Genomic DNA, 16,060 nt, shown 5'->3' with positions numbered 1-16,060 from the left:
GGTCCCAGGCCGCGTCAGGGAGTTTGAGCCAGGCTATGAAGAAGTACCTTCTGATCGGTGCGTCGGCGTTCGTGCTCGGCGCCGGATCCATGGCCTACGTCAGCCAGCAGGCGATCGCCTCGTCCCAGCCGCGCGCCAAGACCTACCGGATGCTGGGCCTGTTCGGCGACGTGCTGAACACGGTCGAGAACCAGTACGTGACCGAGGTGGACGACACCAAGCTGATCCAGTCGGCGATCGACGGCATGCTGACCTCGCTCGACCCGCACTCGGGCTACCTCAAGCCCGAGGACTTCGACGACATGCGCGACCAGACGCGCGGCGAATACGGCGGCCTGGGCATCGAGGTCACCAGCGAGGACGGCGTGGTCAAGGTGATCTCGCCGATGGACGGCACGCCCGCCTTCCGCGCGGGGATCAAGGCCGGCGACTACATCACGTCCGTCAACGGCCAGAGCGTGCTGGGCCTCACCGTCACCGAGGCGGTGAAGCAGATGCGCGGCCGCCCGGGCGAGCCCGTCACCCTGACCATCGCGCGCGAGAAATCCGACCCGTTCGACGTGAAGCTGGTCCGCGAGGTCATCAAGCCCAAGTCCGCCACCGCCCGGCTGGAAGGCGACTACGGCGTCCTGCGCGTCGGCAGCTTCAACGAGAAGACCACCGACGAGACCGAGAAGGCCTTCGCCGAGCTCAAGGCCCAGAACCCCAACATGAAGGGGCTGATCCTCGACCTGCGGAACAATCCCGGCGGCCTCCTGGACCAGGCCGTGGGCGTCTCCGACCTGTTCCTGGAGAACGGCGAGATCGTCAGCCAGCGCGGTCGCGACCCGCGCGACATCGAGCGCTACAACGCCCGCACGGGCGATATCACCGGCGGCCTGCCGATCGTGGTGCTGATCAACTCGGGCTCGGCCTCCGCCTCCGAGATCGTCGCCGGCGCGTTGCAGGACCGCAAACGCGCCGAGGTCGTCGGCACCACCAGCTTCGGCAAGGGATCGGTGCAGACCGTGATCCCGCTGCGCGGCGGCATCGACGGGGCGCTGAAGCTGACCACGGCGCGCTACTACACGCCGTCGGGACGCTCCATCCAGAAGACCGGAATCGAGCCCGACCTCGAAGTGGCCCTGACCCGCGAGGAGGCCCAGCTCATCGCCAACCGCGCCTACCAGTTCTCCGAGGCCTCGTTCCGCAACGCGCTGAACGCCGACGAGGGCAAGGTCCGCCGTGGGGCGCACGAGCCGGCCGAGGCGCCGCCCGAGGACTTCGACGAGAAGAAGGACTTCCAGGTCGCCCGGGCCATGGATGTGCTGAAGCACGGTTCGGTCGCGGCCACGCCCAAGCTGCCCAAGCCCACGGCGCGGATGGCCGAGATCGTCAACAAGTCCCGCGTCGCCGAAGCCAAGCCTCCTGCGCCGGTCGTCGCGCCGAAATAGGCGCCCGGCGATCGCGGCCCCAGTATCCGCCGACTTGGTGTAACGCGTTCGCCGAACAGGGCATGTCGATGGCCGGGCTCAAACCCGGCCGGCCTGTCGGGGAAACGCCAGCCGGCCTCGGCGGAGGGCATGCCTCCTGGCGATGCGCGATCGCACCTGGCGAGGGGACCCGGCATCCGGGCGCCACGTCAGCCTGTCCGAAAGCCCGCGTTAACCCTGTTGGCCCAGGCTCGGCGGCGAGGAGACTTCCCCCTTGGCCACGATCGCCCTGCCACGATTGAAGACACCCAAGCTCCCCCGGCCGGATCTCGCCGCCCTGGCGAAGAGTCCCGTCGCGGGCCTGGGCGCGGCGGCGGTGGTGTTCGCGGGCGCCCTGGCGGCCGTCGTCCATCTGCTGGCGGCCCCGGGGGACGACGGCGTCTCGGTGCGCATTCCGCTGGCCCCCGCCCTGAGCGCCGCCCCCGCAGGCTGGCGTGAAACCCTGAAGACCGCCCCGGCGGTCCCCCTGATCGCCAAGGACGTGGTGAGGCTGTCCGAGCGCCCGCTGGCGCCCGACTCCGCGGCCGGCTGGAGCGAGCCTACGGGAGAGGCCGCCGCCCCGTCGCACGCCGGAACGGCGCTTCCGGCCGCGCCGATCGCCGGCTTCTTCGCGCCCGGCCCCGCCGGGCGGCTCCCGATCATCGCCCAGGACGGCCGCACGCCCGCCCAGGCCTATGCGCGGCCGTTCGCCCCCAATGGCCGGCCCAAGGTGTCGCTGGTGATCGGCGGCCTGGGCCTGAACGCGCGCGCCACCCGCCAGGCCATCGAGACCTTGCGTCCCGAAATCACGCTCTCGTTCGTGGTCTACGCCGAGGGCCTTCAGGGCTGGATCGACATGGCCCGCGCCCGTGGCCACGAGGTGCTGATCGAGACGCCGATGGAGCCGGTGGACTATCCCGACAACGATCCCGGCCCCTATACGCTGATGGCCGACGCCCAGCCCCCCGAGACCGTCAAGCGCCTGGAGTGGATCCTGTCGCGCGCCACCGGCTACTTCGGCCTGACCAACTACCTGGGCTCGCGCTTCCTGGCGAGCGAGCCGGCCTACGACGCCTTCGCCAACTCGGTGCGCGGCCGGGGGCTGGCCTTCATCGACGACGGATCGGCCGCCCGGCGCGGCGGCGGCATGCCGCGCGCCAGCGCCGAACGGGTGATCGACGACAAGCTCTCGCCGGCGGCCATCGACCAGCAACTCCTCGCGCTCGAAGCCGGCGCCCTGCAGCGCGGCCAGGCCCTGGGAGCCGGTTTCGCCTATCCCGTCACCCTGGAGAAGGTGGCGACCTGGGCGGCCGAAGTCGAGCAGCGCGGCTACCAGCTCGCACCCGCGTCTGCGCTGACGACCCGCAGATGATGGATGCGCCCGGCTACAGGCCGAATGTCGGCATCGTCCTGTTCCACCCCGACGGCCGCGTCTGGCTGGGCCGGCGGAAGGCGACGCCGCCGCCTCACAACTGGCAGTTCCCGCAAGGCGGAGTCGATCCGGGCGAGGACCTGGAAACGGCCGCCCGACGCGAACTCGCCGAGGAGACGGGGGTCGACCGAGCGACCTATCTGGGCCGGACCGACGGGTGGATCCTGTATGACTTCCCGCAGGACTACGCGAGTTCGAAATCCGCGCGCGGGTTCAGGGGCCAGAAGCAGGTGTGGTTCGCCTTCCGGTTCGACGGCGTCGAGGCCGACTTCGACCTCGAGGCGCACGGTGAGCCCGAGTTCGAGGCCTGGCGCTGGGCCTATCTCGCCGAAGCGCCAGGCCTCATCGTTCCCTTCAAACGTCAGGCCTACGCCGCGGTGGCCGAGGCGTTCGCGGCCTTTGCGGCCAAACCGCCCAAGGGTTGAATCCTGCATCGACGCGCAGCCGATCGCGGTAAGATGACCCCTGGGGCCAGGGGGAGCTCCAGGGGCCGCGGGAGCTTTCGATGTCGACCATCGTCATGACGCATGGCGCCTTCTGCGGCGGATGGGCCTTCGACGCCTTCCGGGAGCCGTTCGAGGCGCGCGGCTGGACGGTGCTGAGTCCCGACCTCCCGGGTCACGCCGAAGGCGGATCGGTGGCGGGCCTCTCGATGTCGGACTATGCGCGCGACCTCGCCCGCCTGGTCGCGGAACTCCCCGAGCCTCCGGTGCTCCTGGGTCACTCGATGGGCGGACTGGTGACCCAGCTCGCGGCGCGGCGCGTGGCCGCCCGCGCCCTGGTCCTGCTCGCCCCGTCGCCGCCCTGGGGAATCACGGGATCGACCCTCGAGGAAGCGATCACCGCCTTCGGCGTGCATCTGGCCGATCCGTTCTGGGCCGGGAGCGTTTCGCCGGATCGCCACCTGATGCGGCACCACAGCCTGGACCGCACGCCCAAGGCGCGGCGCGACGCCATCCTCGCACGCCTGCGCCCCGAAAGCGGTCGCGCGGTGCGCGAGGTGCTGAACTGGTGGCTCGATCCCTTCATGACCACCAGCGTCGGCGTCGGCCCCCTGCCCATGCCATCGCTGGCGATCGCCGGGGACCGGGACGTCGTCCATCCCGCCCTCACCGTCCGCCAGACCGCCACGCGCATCGGCGCGACCTTCCGCGTCATGCCCGGCATGAGTCACTGGCTGATCGGCGAAGAGGGCTGGGAGGACGTGGCCGCCATCGCCCTGGACTGGCTGGATCAGGTGCGGGTCAGTTCGGCGTCGACAGCTTCATGAGGACCAGGCCGCCCACGATCAGGGCCGCCGCCGCCATCCGCATCGCACCCGCCTGCTCGCCCAGCACCATCACGCCGACGATGAAGGCGCCCACGGCGCCGATCCCGGTCCAGATCATGTAGGCGACCCCGAGCGGCAGGCTCCGCATCGCCGCCGCCAGCAGGCCGAAGCTGGCGATCATCGCCACCAGCGTGATCGCGGACGCACCGGGGCGCGTGAAGCCCTCGGACTGCTTCATGAAGTAGGCCCAGACCACTTCCAGCAATCCGGCGATGAAAAGCATGACCCAGGCCATCCGGCCCTCCTCTCGAAAGGGCCGGGCCGTCCCGGACTTGAAGCGCGTCGGATGTACGCGGCGAGGACGTGGCCTCGCGGATGAAGGTCGCCCCGGCTTTCGTCAGGGCGACCACAGCGTCGGTCAGGACGTCAGAACGAACGTTCCTGGTACTGGACCGTGGCCAGGTCGTAGTTCTTGTTGACCTGGGAGTCGTCCGGGTTGCGGACCGTCGAGAAATTCAGGCCGATAGACTGAGTGGCCGTCAGGTACTCCCAGGAGCGACGCACGCGCTTCAGGCCGTCGGGGTCCTGGGGCTGGGTGTAGTTGGCGGTCGGGTCCAGGGGCGGTTCCTGGACGAAGGCCCAGACGTTGAACGCCTTGGCGATTTCCTCTTCCTTCCCGGTCGGGAAGCGGAAGTCGGCCATGCACACCGACTTGTTCGAGCCGGAAGGATACAGGATCACCTGATAGTTCCGGCCCTCGCCGCCGAACGGCTTGGCCCAGGTCTGCTCGCGCCGGTTCAGCTTGAAACCCTGCGACTTGGCCAGATCTTCCAGGGACTGGCCGCGGACGGCGGGCCGGCAGATCTTCTCCACCACCTGGATCGCCTCGAAGCCGTAGCCGCTGGTCGGCAGGGGCGGCGGCGGCTCCGGCGCCGGGGCCGGCTCCGGGGCGGGTTGCGGCGCCGGTTCCGGGGCGGCGGCGGGAGCCGGCTCGGCGGCCGGAGGCGGCGCGGGCTGCTCGACGGGATCCTGTGCCTGCGCCGCAGTCGCAAGACCCGCGGCGACGATCAGACTGGAGAGAGCAAGACGCATCAACTTCGATCCCCTGGCGACTTTCGGCCGGCATGAAACTTGACCGAGGCGCCGGAGGCAAGGCCTCCGGGCGGCCAAATTACGGCGGTGAATTCACGTGCCTGTTAGTTGGCCCGTCAGATGGCTTCCACGGCATGCTCCGCGAGGATGGTCAGGCCCTCCGGGGTCACGTCGGCGAAGCCGCCGCGCACGTCGTAGGTGGTCACCGCACCGCCGTTGTAGACGCGGACCGGTCCCTCCTTCAGCGCCGTCATGAACGGCGCGTGGCCCGCCAGGACCCCGAAGTCGCCCTCGGAGCCCGGTGCGTCCACCTGGTCCACGAGCCCGTTGAAGAGCTCGCGTTCCGGCGACACGAGGGAGAAGTTGAGTTTCCCGGCCATCGCCTCAGGCTTCCGCGGCGAGCTGCTCGGCCTTGCGGACCGCGTCTTCGATGTTGCCGACGTTGTAGAAGGCCGGCTCGGGCAGGTGATCGTACTCGCCGTCCACCAGCGCCTTGAACGAGCGGATGGTGTCTTCGAGGCTCACCAGCACGCCGGGCGTGTTGGTGAACTGTTCGGCCACGTGGAAGGGCTGCGACAGGAAGCGCTGGATCTTCCGGGCGCGGGCCACGATCAGCTTGTCCTCTTCCGACAGCTCGTCCATGCCCAGGATGGCGATGATGTCCTTCAGCGCCTTGTACTGCTGCAGGGTCTCCTGCACGCGGCGGGCGACGTTGTAGTGCTCCTCGCCGATCACCAGCGGGTCCATGATCCGCGAGGTGGAGTCCAGCGGGTCCACGGCCGGGAAGATGGCCTGGGCGGCGATGTCGCGGCTCAGCACGGTGGTCGCGTCCAGGTGGGCGAACGACGTGGCCGGCGCCGGGTCGGTCAGGTCGTCGGCGGGCACGTAGATGGCCTGCACCGAGGTGATCGAGCCCTTCGAGGTCGAGGTGATGCGTTCCTGCAGGTTGCCCATCTCGGTGGCCAGGGTGGGCTGATAGCCCACGGCCGAGGGGATGCGGCCGAGCAGCGCCGACACTTCCGAACCCGCCTGGGTGAAGCGGAAGATGTTGTCGATGAACAGCAGCACGTCCTTGCCTTCCTGGTCGCGGAAGTACTCCGCCTGGGCCAGGCCGGTCAGGGCCACGCGGGCGCGGGCGCCCGGGGGTTCGTTCATCTGGCCGTAGACCAGGGCGCACTTCGAGCCTTCGGTCGAGCCGTTGTTCTCCTTCGGGTCCACGTTCACCTTGGACTCGATCATCTCGTGGTAGAGGTCGTTCCCTTCGCGGGTCCGCTCACCCACGCCGGCCAGCACGGAGTAACCGCCGTAGGCCTTGGCGATGTTGTTGATCAGCTCCTGCATGGTCACCGTCTTGCCCACGCCGGCGCCGCCGAACAGGCCGATCTTGCCGCCCTTGGTGTAGGGGCAGAGCAGGTCGATGACCTTGATGCCGGTGACGAGCACTTCGGCCGAGGTCGACTGCTCGGCGAAGCTGGGCGCTTCGCGGTGGATGGCGCTCGTGTGCGTCAGCGCGATCGGGCCGGCTTCGTCGATGGGGTCGCCCACAACGTTCATGATCCGACCCAGGCAGGCCGGGCCGACCGGCACGGTGATCGGCTTGCCGGTGTCGACCACCGGCTGGCCGCGGGTCAGGCCCTCGGTGGTGTCCATGGCGATGGCGCGGACGGTGTTCTCGCCCAGGTGCTGGGCCACTTCCAGCACGAGACGGAAGGTCTCGCCCGTCCGCTGGTCGGTGTTGGTGGTCTCCAGCGCGCTCAGGATCGCGGGCAGGTGGCCTTCGAACTCGACGTCGACGACGGCGCCGATGATCTGAACCAGCTTGCCGGTGGCGGCGCCGGTGGTGACGGTCGCCTTGGGCGCGGCGGCGGCCTTGGCGGGCGCGCGCTTGGCGGGAGCCTTCGCGGGGGCCTTGGCGGCGGGCTTCTTCGCGGTGGTGGTGGCCATGTCCAACTCTCTCGTAAGGCTAGATCGCTTCGGCGCCGGAGATGATCTCGATCAGCTCCTTGGTGATCTGCGCCTGGCGTGCACGGTTCATCTGCAGGGTGAGGCTGGCGATCATGTCGCCGGCGTTGCGGGTGGCGTTGTCCATCGCCGTCATCTGGGCGGCGAAGAAGCCGGCCTGGTTCTCCAGCATGGCGGAGAAGATCTGGGTCGTGATGTTGCGTGGCAGCAGGTCCGACAGGATCGCGGCCTCGTCCGGTTCGTATTCGTAGGCCGCGCCCTTCAGATCGATGGGCGGCGCCCCGACGGCCACTTCGGCCGGGATGAGCTGGCGCGCGGTAGGCGTCTGGGTGACCACCGACTTGAACTCGCTGAAGAACAGCGTGACCACGTCGATCTCGCCGGCCTCGAACAGGGCCTGGACCTTCTGCGAAATCTCTTCGGCGACGGTCAGCGAAGGGTTCGCGCCCACCTCATAGGTCTCGACCAGCCGCTGGGCGTGCAGCCGGCGGAGCTGGTCGCGGGCCTTGCGGCCGGCGGCGATGATCTTCACGTCCTTGCCGGCGGCCAGCAGACCGTCGACGTGCTGGCGCGCCGCCCGGACGATCGAGGTGTTGAAGCCCCCCGCCAGACCCCGGTCCGATGTGGCGATGATCACCAGCTGCCGCTGGTCGGATCCCGTGCCGACCAGAAGCTTGGGCGCGCCGTCGCCGCTGACGCCGGCGGCGAGGTTGGCGATCACCGACGCCATGCGCTGGGCGTACGGGCGCGAATCCTGCGCGGCGTTCTGCGCGCGGCGCAACTTGGCCGCCGCCACCATCTGCATCGCCTTCGTGATCTTCTGGGTGGATTTCACCGCAGAGATCCGATTGCGCATCTCCTTGACGCTGGCCATACGCCTCTCAGGCCTTCCTAAATAACCACCAGGTGCTGTCGTCCATTACGGTCGTCCGTCTCCAGAAGAACCCGTAATCGACCAGCTTCAGGTCGGGAAAATTGTCGAGATAGAGCGAACCGAAGTCGTTCTTGAACAGAAGGTCCGTTTCGCCACGATAGGTGATCGTCTCGGGCTTCGGCGAGAAATACTCGGCGCAGAACACGTACTTGGACGAGACGCGATGAATCTCGCGCATCGTCCTCTCCAGCAGGCTGGGATCGACGTGGATCAGGACACCGGCCGTGAAGGCCATCTCGACCGCGCCGTCGGCCAGCGGGATCTCGTGGCCGAAGCCCTCGATGACGCGATCGGCCGGCAGGACGCCGTCGGCCACCAGGCGCTCGCGGGCGGCCGGGTTCGGCTCGATGCCCCACAGCTCCATGTCGGCGAGCGCGCGGATGCCCCGCAGGTTCAGGCCCACGTTGGGGCCGACCTCGATGGCGCTCGTCGGCATGTCGCCGACGATCGAGCGGAACACCTCGCCCCAGACGCGCGCACGGCCGCGAACGGCGTCGGCCGAAGCGGCGTTGCGCTCCGTGTACCGATCGCCGAAGTCGCCTGACCAGGCTCCCAGCGCCTTGGGGTTGGAGGAGTCGGCCACCGATCGTCCCTAGGCGAAGGTGTCCGCGAAGGCGGCCAAGGCCGACTTGAGGCGATCCTCAACCGGCCCCAGGTCCTTCTTGGTGCGGATCTCGTCCAGCAGGCCCTGGTGCTTGGCGTGCAGGTGCGCCAGCAGCTCGCGCTCGAAGCGGCCGACCTGGGCGGTCGGGACCTTGTCGAGGTAGCCGCGGGTGCCGGCATAGACCACCGCCACCTGCTCCTCGACGGCCAGCGGCGCGTACTGGGGCTGCTTCAGCAGCTCGGTCAGGCGCTCGCCGCGCGCCAGCATGCGCTGGGTGGCGGCGTCCAGGTCCGAACCGAACTTCGCGAAGGCGGCCATTTCCCGATACTGGGCCAGCTCGCCCTTGATCGGGCCGGACGCGGCCTTCATCGCCTTGATCTGCGCCGACGAGCCCACGCGGCTCACCGAAATACCCACGTTCACGGCGGGGCGGATGCCCTGGAAGAACAGGTCGGTCTCGAGGAAGATCTGGCCGTCGGTGATCGAGATCACGTTGGTCGGGATGTAGGCCGACACGTCGTTGGCCTGGGTCTCGATGACCGGCAGCGCAGTCAGCGAACCCGCGCCGTTGTCCTCGTTCAGCTTCGCCGCGCGCTCCAGCAGGCGGGAGTGCAGGTAGAACACGTCGCCCGGATAGGCTTCGCGGCCCGGCGGGCGGCGCAGCAGCAGCGACATCTGGCGGTAGGCGACGGCCTGCTTGGAGAGGTCGTCGTAGATGATCACGGCGTGCATGCCGTTGTCGCGGAACCACTCGCCCATGGCGCAGCCAGCGAAGGGGGCCAGGAACTGCAGCGGGGCCGGCTCCGACGCCGTGGCCGAGACCACGATGGTGTAGTCCAGGGCGCCGCGCTCCTCGAGCGTCTTGACGATCTGGGCCACGGTCGAGCGCTTCTGGCCGATGGCGACGTAGATGCAGTAGAGCTTGGCGCTCTCGTCGTCGCCGGCGTTGATCGCCTTCTGGTTCAGGATGGTGTCGATCGCCACGGCGGTCTTGCCGGTCTGGCGGTCGCCGATGACCAGTTCGCGCTGGCCGCGGCCGATCGGGATCAGGGTGTCGATGGCCTTGAGGCCCGTCTGCACCGGCTCATGCACCGACTTGCGCGGGATGATGCCCGGCGCCTTCACGTCCACGCGGCGGCGTTCGGCCACGTTCTGGATCGGGCCCTTGCCATCGATCGGCTCGCCCAGCGGATTGACGACGCGGCCCAGCAGGCCCTTGCCCACCGGCACGTCCACGATCTCGCTCAGGCGGCGGACCTCGTCGCCTTCCTTGATGGCGCGGTCCTCGCCGAAGATCACGACGCCGACGTTGTCGCGTTCGAGGTTCAGGGCCATGCCCTTCACGCCGGCGGCCGGGAACTCGACCATTTCACCGGCCTGGACGTTGTCGAGGCCGTACACGCGGGCGATGCCGTCGCCCACGCTCAGCACCGAGCCCACGTCCGAGACGTCGGCTTCCTCGCCGAAGTTGGCGATCTGGGACTTGAGGATGGCCGAGATTTCGGCGGCGCGGATGTCCATGGGTCTTACGCTCTCTTGAGGGCGAATTTCAGGGAGTCGAGCTTCGACTTCAGCGAAGCGTCGAAGAGGCGGGAGCCGACCTTCACCTTGATCCCGCCCAACAGGGCCGGATCGACGCGGGTCGAGATTTCGGGGTCCTTGCCCAGCGCCTGGCGCAGGGCGGCGGCCACGCCCTTGGCCTGGGCGGCCGAGAGCGGAACGGCGGTGGTCACCTCGGCCGACACGGCGCCGCGGGCCTCGGCCGACAGCTTCTCGTAGGCGGCGATCACGGCCGGCAGGGCCGAGCCGCGGCCGTTCGAGGCCAGGAGGCCCAGGAACTTCAGCGTCGTCATGCTGAACTTGGCCTTGGCGCCGATGCCGACGAGGCCCTTGGCCTTGTCCTCGGAACCGAAGGCCGGCGAGGCCAGAAGCGTCCGCAGATCCTTGGAATCCGCGATCGCGGCCTTCAGGGATTTCAGGTCGCCCTCGACGGCCGATACCTGATTCTGTTCGGTCGCCAGATCGAACAGGGCCTGCGCGTATCTGGAGCCCACATTCGACAGAGAAGAGTCGTCCGCCACTATAATCCGCCCGGGTCGCGTTGCGTAACGCCGCAAGCGAGGCGCCCCGCTGCGACTAAAGGCTTGAAAGCGCTTGAAAAAAGCACACAGGCTCGGGGCTCGAAAGAACCCCCGATCCAAAGCCGCGCGCCTACTAGCACGCGATGTTGTGCGTCGCAACCGACGGCGGAGGCTGACGCCGCGTCGGGGCGGCGCAGAGATGACGTTTTGTCAGGCATGGCCTTGGGAATGGCGACGTCACCCCAAGCCTCTCGGAGAACTCTGCCAATCCCCGCGGCCGTGCCGAACGCGGAGGACGACCACATCGCCCTCATCGATCTCGTAGACGATCAGATGCGCCCTATATGCGCCCTGTAAGGGTGAAGCCTCACCGGGGGGCCGATATCCCCGCGCTCCCGTATAGCCCAATCAGGCAGCGATCGGCCGTTGGCAAAGTTTGTCAACCGCCGGGCGCGCGCAGACGGCGCCGTGCGCGCCCATCGAACGGACGCGAACGAACGCGAAGAGGCGCGCCGCAGGCGCGGAAGACCACCGCCAAGACGCCAAGGCCGCCAAGAGGCCCCGCGGGGTCGGCGCCGACGCCTTAGCGCTCTTGGCGTCTTGGCGGTGGTCTTCGGGGCGCTGGCGCGCCGCACATGCCTTTCACGTCCGTTCGCGGTTCCAGAGACAGCTCTCCCACGGCGCGGGAGAGGAAGCTAAGCGCTGCGGGCCTTCAGGGCGCGGGCGGCGGGGCTGTCGGCGGCGGCGAGCGCGCGCTTGCCGGGGCGGTTCCTGACGGCGCGGTTGACGGCGGCCTCGTGCGGGGCCATGCGCCGGCGAACCTCTGTCACGGCGCCCGGGACCGCCGTCTCGGCCAGGGCCAGCATCCGGTCCATGTGCCAGTCGTCGCGATCCAGGCATCCTCGCCAGACGGCGTCCGCGAACTCGGGATGGCGGTCGATCCAGCGGTAGAGGGAGCTTCGGCCCGGCGTATCCGGCTGGGCGGCGACCTGCGCCAGCGAGAGCCCGTGGGCGGCCATGCGGAGGCCGACCTCCCCGGCGGCCGCCAGCATGCGCCTGCGCTCCCGCTCGGCCGGGCGCAGGCGGCTCCAGGCCCGGACGAGGCCGCGCACGCTGCGGTCGAACTCGGGATTCTGGCGGCGCCAGCGCCGCAGGATCGCATAGCAGGGCGCCTCCGCATCCGAGGCCAGGATGTCACCGAGCCGCTGGCCGCGATGCAGGCCCACCAGGATGCGGTCGGCGATGCGGCGGTCGAAGTCGCGGCGGCGATGCCGCAGCCGCACGTCGCGGTCGCCCGCCCGGGCCTCCACCACCCGCCAGACCGCCGCAGCGAAATCAGGGTCGGCCGACCGCCAGACACGCAGCCTTGCCCGGCTCGGCATGCGCGGGTCGCGGCGCAGGCTCGCCACGGTCTCGCCCGCGCTCAGCCTGTCGACGTATTCCTTCGCGACCGCCGGCTCGAACATCCATCGCCGGCGGTGGCGGCAGACGATCTTGGCGCTGGCCATCTCGTCCCGGAACCACGGGTCCTGCCTCTGCCACACCCCGACCAGCCGCGTGCAGGGCATGTGGCCGTCGGCGCAGATCGCCTTCAGCGTCTCGCCGGCCCGATGCCGGTCGAGGACCTCGAGCTTCAGCCAGGGTGCGCGGGCGGGATCGTAGGGCATTCGGAACATATAGGGAACATCATGGATGAGCGAAACGCCCGCGCCGGGGAGTACGTCCGATTCTGACGCAGGCGCCCTGGGGCGTCTCTCACAGTGATCGAGCCACGCGCCCCTCCCCTTTGCGGGCGGGGTGATCGCCTATGGCCTGATAGGCGGCGGAGCCGCCGCCATTCATGAACCGCGGAGATCGCAGGGATGCGCAGAGAGCTCGCGCGGCCTCGGCATCCTCCGCGTATCTCTGCGATCTCCGCGGTTGAACGCCCCGCCCGAAGGAAGGGGGACGCCAGGGTCGCGCCTCACAGCAAAGAGGCCGCCTTGACTTCCGCTCCGGCGCCGGCCGTGGATCGCAGGCGAAGACGCGCTGCAACAGGGACGATCCGCCATGACCTCGAAGCTTGTCGCCGACCCGCGGATCGACCCGCGGATCAAGGCCATATTCGGCCTCCCCGACGCCGCGCCCCTGGGCGACATCGAGAGTCGCGAGGCCCTCATCGCGGCGGCCAACACGCCCCAGGCGCTGGCGGCCGAGCAGGCGCTGGCGGCCCTGTTCCAGGCCTGCGACAACGAGCAGACTGCACCCTCGGCCGGCCTCAGGACCTGGACCGAGACGATCACATCCCAGCCCGACGGCAATGCGATCCGGCTGCAGGTCATCCGGCCCGACAGCGAGGCCGTGCTGCCGTGCGTCTACTACATCCACGGCGGCGGCATGCAGACCATGTCGTGCTTCAACGGCCTCTACACCGCCTGGGGCCGGATCATCGCGGCGCGGGGCGTGGCGGTGGTGATGGTGGACTTCCGCAATGCGTTGAGGCCGTCGTCCGCGCCCGAGGTCGCCCCCTTCCCCGCCGGGCTGAACGACTGCGTCTCGGGGCTGAAGTGGACGGCGGCCAACGCGGCGGCCCTCCGCATCGACCCGGCGCGCATCGTCGTGGCGGGCGAGAGCGGCGGCGGCAACCTGGCCATCGCCACCACCCTGAAGCTCAATCGCGAGGGCGACATCGGCCTGGTGAAGGGCCTCTATGCGATGTGCCCCTACATCGCCGGCGCCTGGCCCGCGCCCGACTGCCCTTCGTCGGTCGAGAACAACGGCATCCTCCTCAACCTGCACAACAACCGCGGGGCGATGGCGTACGGGATCGGCGAGCTGGAGGCCCGGAATCCGCTGGCGTGGCCCGCCTTCGCGGTGGAGGCCGATGTGGCCGGCTTCCCGCCCACCGTGATCCACGTGAACGAGTGCGACCCGCTGCGCGACGAGGGCGTGAACTTCTACCGGCTGCTGGTGCGGGCGGGCGTGGCGGCGCGGTGCCGCCAGGCGATGGGCACGATCCACGGGACCGAGATCTTCTCCATCGCCTGCCCCGACCTCAGCCGCGACACCGCCGCCGACCTGGCCCGCTTCGCGACGGAGTAGCGACCCTTCCCATGCCATGGGAAGGGGGACCGCCTTACCTCCCCCGTCGCGGCAGCGACGGGGGAGGTAGGAGTCTCAGGCCTCGACCAGGTTCCGCTCCGTCGCGGCGGCGCGCATCGACTTCTGGAGCTTCTCGAACGCTCGGACCTCGATCTGGCGCACGCGCTCGCGGCTGACGCCGTATTCGGCGGCGAGCTCCTCGAGGGTGGTCGGCTCGTCCTTCAGGCGCCGCTCGGTCAGGATGTGACGCTCGCGGTCGGTGAGCTCGGTCATGGCCTCCTCGAGGAGGCTCATGCGCAGGTTCATCTCCTGATTGTCGGCGACCACGCTCTCCTGGCTGGGGGTCTGGTCGTCCACCAGCCAGTCCTGCCACTCGGCCTCGCCATCGACGCGCAGAGGCGCATTCAGGCTGGCGTCGCCGCCTGCGAGGCGGCGGTTCATGCTGACCACCTCCTCGTCCAGAACGCCCAGCTTGGTGGCGATCTGGCTGACCTGGTCGGGCCGCAGATCGCCTTCCTGGAGGGCGGCGATCTCGCTCTTGGCCTTCCTCAGGTTGAAGAACAGCTTCTTCTGCGCCGCCGTGGTGCCCATCTTCACGAGCGACCAGGACCGCAGGATGTATTCCTGGATCGAGGCGCGGATCCACCACATCGCGTAGGTCGCCAGGCGGAAACCCTTGTCGGGGTCGAACTTCTTCACCGCCTGCATAAGGCCCACGTTGCCCTCGGAGATCACCTCGCCGATCGGCAGCCCGTAGCCGCGGTAGCCCATGGCGATCTTCGCCACGAGGCGCAGGTGACTGGTGACGAGCTGATGGGCGGCCTCGGGGTCCTGATGCTCCTGCCAGCGCTTGGCCAGCATGAACTCCTGGTCCTTGGCCAGCATGGGAAACTTACGAATCTCAGACAGATACCGGCTCAGACCGCCTTCCGGCGACATCACGGCGATCGCGTTCGCGGCCATGGACTATCCCCTCGAAACCCTGGTTCTACTCTCCGGGACGATCCGGCCCGCCGATGCGCCCGGATCGTTGCGGAACCGGCGCAAGAGCGGCCTCTCCAGCCCCCGCAGGCTTCAGATAGGTATCCGGCTGCGGTTGCGGTAGGCCGCGGGGAGGACGGCGGCCCGAAAAGTCCGACTGCTATGGTGGGACTTTACGCCTGGCCCATGGCGACAACAAGGCGCCGTTTCTCATACGTTCGATAGATGCGCTGCAATGCTGACACCACGGTGGCCATAGCCGGGCGCCGTGAGCCGGCGGCGTGGAGTTCAGTGGAAGTCGATGTGGAGATGGTCGTCATGCCGGGCGACCGCACAGCCGGCGAAGCGGACCTTGGGATCGGCCGCGAACCCCAGGCGCTGCTTCAGGTGCGGCTCCACGAAGATGCGCCGGACGCGCGGATCGGCCGAAAGCGACCGGATGAGTTCCGCCGTGCGTTCGTCGTCCAGCCGCCAGGTCCGGTCCGCGGGCGGGTCCGGCCGGTCGTGATGGCCCCCGTCCGGGACGCAGACGCGCTCGGACTCGCGCCGCGGCGGCTCGAAGGCCCCGTAGCCGGACGCCGTGGGGGGTCTGGCCAGAGGCCGCCCGTCGAGGGTTTCGTAGAAGAGCGCGAGATCGATCTGGCGGCCGTCACCGTGGCTCACGTGGGGCGGCATGGGCTTTTCACCCCGCGGCCACGAGGCCTCCATGTAGAGGATCGCGGCGTCCGGGTGACGGCGGTTCAGGCGTTCGGCCGCCTCGCGAAGCACGGCCGCCACCGTTCCGGTCACATAGTGCCGATGGCGGGCGCAGTAGGTTCGGTGGACCGGGCGGAGCGCACCCCGGCCATCGCACGGCAACGCCACGAGGCCGGCGGCGGGTGGCTGGGCAGGCTCAGGCATGGGGCCCGGCCCGCATGCCGCCAGCAGGATCGCCGCCGCGGCCACCACGGCGAATCTCACAGCGCCTCCAGCAACGCTTCCAGCCGGGCGAGGTCGGGCGGCAGGGGGCTTTCGAACCGCAGCGCCTCGCCGGTGACGGGGTGGACGAAGCCCAGGACGGCGGCATGCAGGGCCTGGCGGGCCAAGCCGGATTCGGCGACGGCGGCGCGCACGGACGCCGCTGGCGCGCCCGAGCCATAGACCGGATCGCCCAGGATCGGCGCCCCCCGCGA

16 protein-coding genes and 1 pseudogene are annotated in these 16,060 nt (G+C 69.4%); 5 read left to right on the top strand and 12 right to left on the bottom strand.

Annotated features, from left to right (window positions below):
- Window positions 1-35: 35 nt before the first annotated feature.
- The 4 genes from WG212_RS02745 to WG212_RS02730 all read left to right on the top strand — a co-directional run bounded on the left by WG212_RS02745 (window position 36) and on the right by WG212_RS02730 (window position 4,153).
- Window positions 36-1,433, top strand: coding sequence for a S41 family peptidase (locus WG212_RS02745; protein WP_337185534.1), 1,398 nt, complete (start codon window positions 36-38; stop codon window positions 1,431-1,433).
- Window positions 1,434-1,686: 253 nt separating this feature from the next.
- Complete coding sequence (locus WG212_RS02740; RefSeq protein WP_337185533.1) at window positions 1,687-2,823, top strand: divergent polysaccharide deacetylase family protein; 1,137 nt, start codon at window positions 1,687-1,689, stop codon at window positions 2,821-2,823.
- Entirely contained in the window at window positions 2,820-3,308 is a 489-nt protein-coding gene (locus tag WG212_RS02735; RefSeq protein ID WP_337185532.1) for an RNA pyrophosphohydrolase, read from the top strand. The genes WG212_RS02740 and WG212_RS02735 overlap by 4 nt, the downstream gene beginning before the upstream one ends.
- An 80-nt stretch (window positions 3,309-3,388) precedes the next feature.
- Window positions 3,389-4,153, top strand: a complete 765-nt coding sequence (locus tag WG212_RS02730) for an alpha/beta hydrolase (protein WP_337185531.1) — start codon at window positions 3,389-3,391, stop codon at window positions 4,151-4,153.
- On the opposite strand, the gene WG212_RS02725 is transcribed toward WG212_RS02730, so the two are convergent.
- The 9 genes from WG212_RS02725 to WG212_RS02685 all read right to left on the bottom strand — a co-directional run bounded on the left by WG212_RS02725 (window position 4,128) and on the right by WG212_RS02685 (window position 12,493).
- Entirely contained in the window at window positions 4,128-4,448 is a 321-nt protein-coding gene (locus tag WG212_RS02725; protein ID WP_337185530.1) for a multidrug efflux SMR transporter, read from the bottom strand. The two genes, WG212_RS02730 and WG212_RS02725, sit on opposite strands and share 26 nt — an antisense overlap.
- 131 nt (window positions 4,449-4,579) lie before the next feature.
- On the bottom strand, window positions 4,580-5,245 hold the full coding sequence (locus WG212_RS02720) for a hypothetical protein (protein ID WP_337185529.1): 666 nt from the start codon (window positions 5,243-5,245) through the stop codon (window positions 4,580-4,582).
- A gap of 116 nt (window positions 5,246-5,361) precedes the next feature.
- Window positions 5,362-5,625 carry an ATP synthase F1 subunit epsilon gene (locus WG212_RS02715; protein WP_337185528.1) on the bottom strand — a complete coding sequence of 88 codons (264 nt, stop codon included), beginning with the start codon at window positions 5,623-5,625 and terminating at the stop codon, window positions 5,362-5,364.
- 4 nt (window positions 5,626-5,629) lie between these two features.
- Window positions 5,630-7,189, bottom strand: a complete 1,560-nt coding sequence (gene atpD, locus WG212_RS02710; protein WP_337185527.1) for a F0F1 ATP synthase subunit beta — start codon at window positions 7,187-7,189, stop codon at window positions 5,630-5,632.
- A gap of 19 nt (window positions 7,190-7,208) precedes the next feature.
- Window positions 7,209-8,081 carry a F0F1 ATP synthase subunit gamma gene (locus WG212_RS02705; protein WP_337185526.1) on the bottom strand — a complete coding sequence of 291 codons (873 nt, stop codon included), beginning with the start codon at window positions 8,079-8,081 and terminating at the stop codon, window positions 7,209-7,211.
- Window positions 8,082-8,088: 7 nt separating this feature from the next.
- Window positions 8,089-8,724, bottom strand: a complete 636-nt coding sequence (locus WG212_RS02700; protein WP_337185525.1) for a pseudaminic acid biosynthesis-associated methylase — start codon at window positions 8,722-8,724, stop codon at window positions 8,089-8,091.
- 9 nt (window positions 8,725-8,733) lie between these two features.
- Window positions 8,734-10,266 (bottom strand): F0F1 ATP synthase subunit alpha, encoded by a 1,533-nt coding sequence (gene atpA / locus WG212_RS02695; protein ID WP_337185524.1) that lies wholly within the window; start codon window positions 10,264-10,266, stop codon window positions 8,734-8,736.
- 5 nt (window positions 10,267-10,271) lie between these two features.
- Complete coding sequence (locus WG212_RS02690; RefSeq protein ID WP_337185523.1) at window positions 10,272-10,826, bottom strand: F0F1 ATP synthase subunit delta; 555 nt, start codon at window positions 10,824-10,826, stop codon at window positions 10,272-10,274.
- A gap of 695 nt (window positions 10,827-11,521) precedes the next feature.
- A complete protein-coding gene (locus WG212_RS02685) occupies window positions 11,522-12,493 on the bottom strand; it encodes a hypothetical protein (protein ID WP_337185522.1) in 972 nt (323 codons plus the stop codon).
- Window positions 12,494-12,875: 382 nt separating this feature from the next.
- Here WG212_RS02685 and WG212_RS02680 point away from each other — a divergent pair, with 382 nt between their 5' ends.
- Window positions 12,876-13,907: an alpha/beta hydrolase fold domain-containing protein gene (locus WG212_RS02680; protein ID WP_337185521.1), complete on the top strand. Its 1,032-nt coding sequence runs from the start codon at window positions 12,876-12,878 to the stop codon at window positions 13,905-13,907.
- Window positions 13,908-13,982: 75 nt separating this feature from the next.
- Here WG212_RS02680 and rpoH read toward each other — a convergent pair whose 3' ends face one another.
- The 3 genes and pseudogenes from rpoH to WG212_RS02665 form a co-directional block, all read right to left on the bottom strand.
- Window positions 13,983-14,870 (bottom strand): RNA polymerase sigma factor RpoH, encoded by an 888-nt coding sequence (rpoH, locus tag WG212_RS02675; RefSeq protein ID WP_337185520.1) that lies wholly within the window; start codon window positions 14,868-14,870, stop codon window positions 13,983-13,985.
- Window positions 14,871-15,176: 306 nt separating this feature from the next.
- A complete protein-coding gene (locus tag WG212_RS02670) occupies window positions 15,177-15,848 on the bottom strand; it encodes a hypothetical protein (RefSeq protein WP_337185519.1) in 672 nt (223 codons plus the stop codon).
- Window positions 15,845-16,060 (bottom strand): annotated as a pseudogene (locus WG212_RS02665) (RluA family pseudouridine synthase); the annotation flags it as partial. The gene WG212_RS02670 and the pseudogene WG212_RS02665, both read right to left, overlap by 4 nt.

Source organism: Phenylobacterium sp. (assembly GCF_037189685.1).
In the GTDB taxonomy this organism is placed as follows: Bacteria; Pseudomonadota; Alphaproteobacteria; order Caulobacterales; family Caulobacteraceae; genus Phenylobacterium.
Note: the sequence above shows the minus strand (reverse complement) of the source record. Positions and strands in the feature narration are given on the sequence as shown.

Bases quoted from the DNA above. Each gene is read 5' to 3' on its own strand.
- WG212_RS02745 (WP_337185534.1), top strand. From the start codon at position 36: ATGAAGAAGTACCTTCTGATCGGTGCGTCGGCGTTCGTGCTCGGCGCC.
- WG212_RS02735 (WP_337185532.1), top strand. From the start codon at position 2,820: ATGATGGATGCGCCCGGCTACAGGCCGAATGTCGGCATCGTCCTGTTC.
- WG212_RS02730 (WP_337185531.1), top strand. From the start codon at position 3,389: ATGTCGACCATCGTCATGACGCATGGCGCCTTCTGCGGCGGATGGGCC.
- WG212_RS02725 (WP_337185530.1), bottom strand. From the start codon at position 4,448: ATGGCCTGGGTCATGCTTTTCATCGCCGGATTGCTGGAAGTGGTCTGG.
- WG212_RS02720 (WP_337185529.1), bottom strand. From the start codon at position 5,245: ATGCGTCTTGCTCTCTCCAGTCTGATCGTCGCCGCGGGTCTTGCGACT.
- WG212_RS02715 (WP_337185528.1), bottom strand. From the start codon at position 5,625: ATGGCCGGGAAACTCAACTTCTCCCTCGTGTCGCCGGAACGCGAGCTC.
- atpD (WP_337185527.1), bottom strand. From the start codon at position 7,189: ATGGCCACCACCACCGCGAAGAAGCCCGCCGCCAAGGCCCCCGCGAAG.
- WG212_RS02705 (WP_337185526.1), bottom strand. From the start codon at position 8,081: ATGGCCAGCGTCAAGGAGATGCGCAATCGGATCTCTGCGGTGAAATCC.
- atpA (WP_337185524.1), bottom strand. From the start codon at position 10,266: ATGGACATCCGCGCCGCCGAAATCTCGGCCATCCTCAAGTCCCAGATC.
- WG212_RS02685 (WP_337185522.1), bottom strand. From the start codon at position 12,493: ATGCCCTACGATCCCGCCCGCGCACCCTGGCTGAAGCTCGAGGTCCTC.
- WG212_RS02680 (WP_337185521.1), top strand. From the start codon at position 12,876: ATGACCTCGAAGCTTGTCGCCGACCCGCGGATCGACCCGCGGATCAAG.
- rpoH (WP_337185520.1), bottom strand. From the start codon at position 14,870: ATGGCCGCGAACGCGATCGCCGTGATGTCGCCGGAAGGCGGTCTGAGC.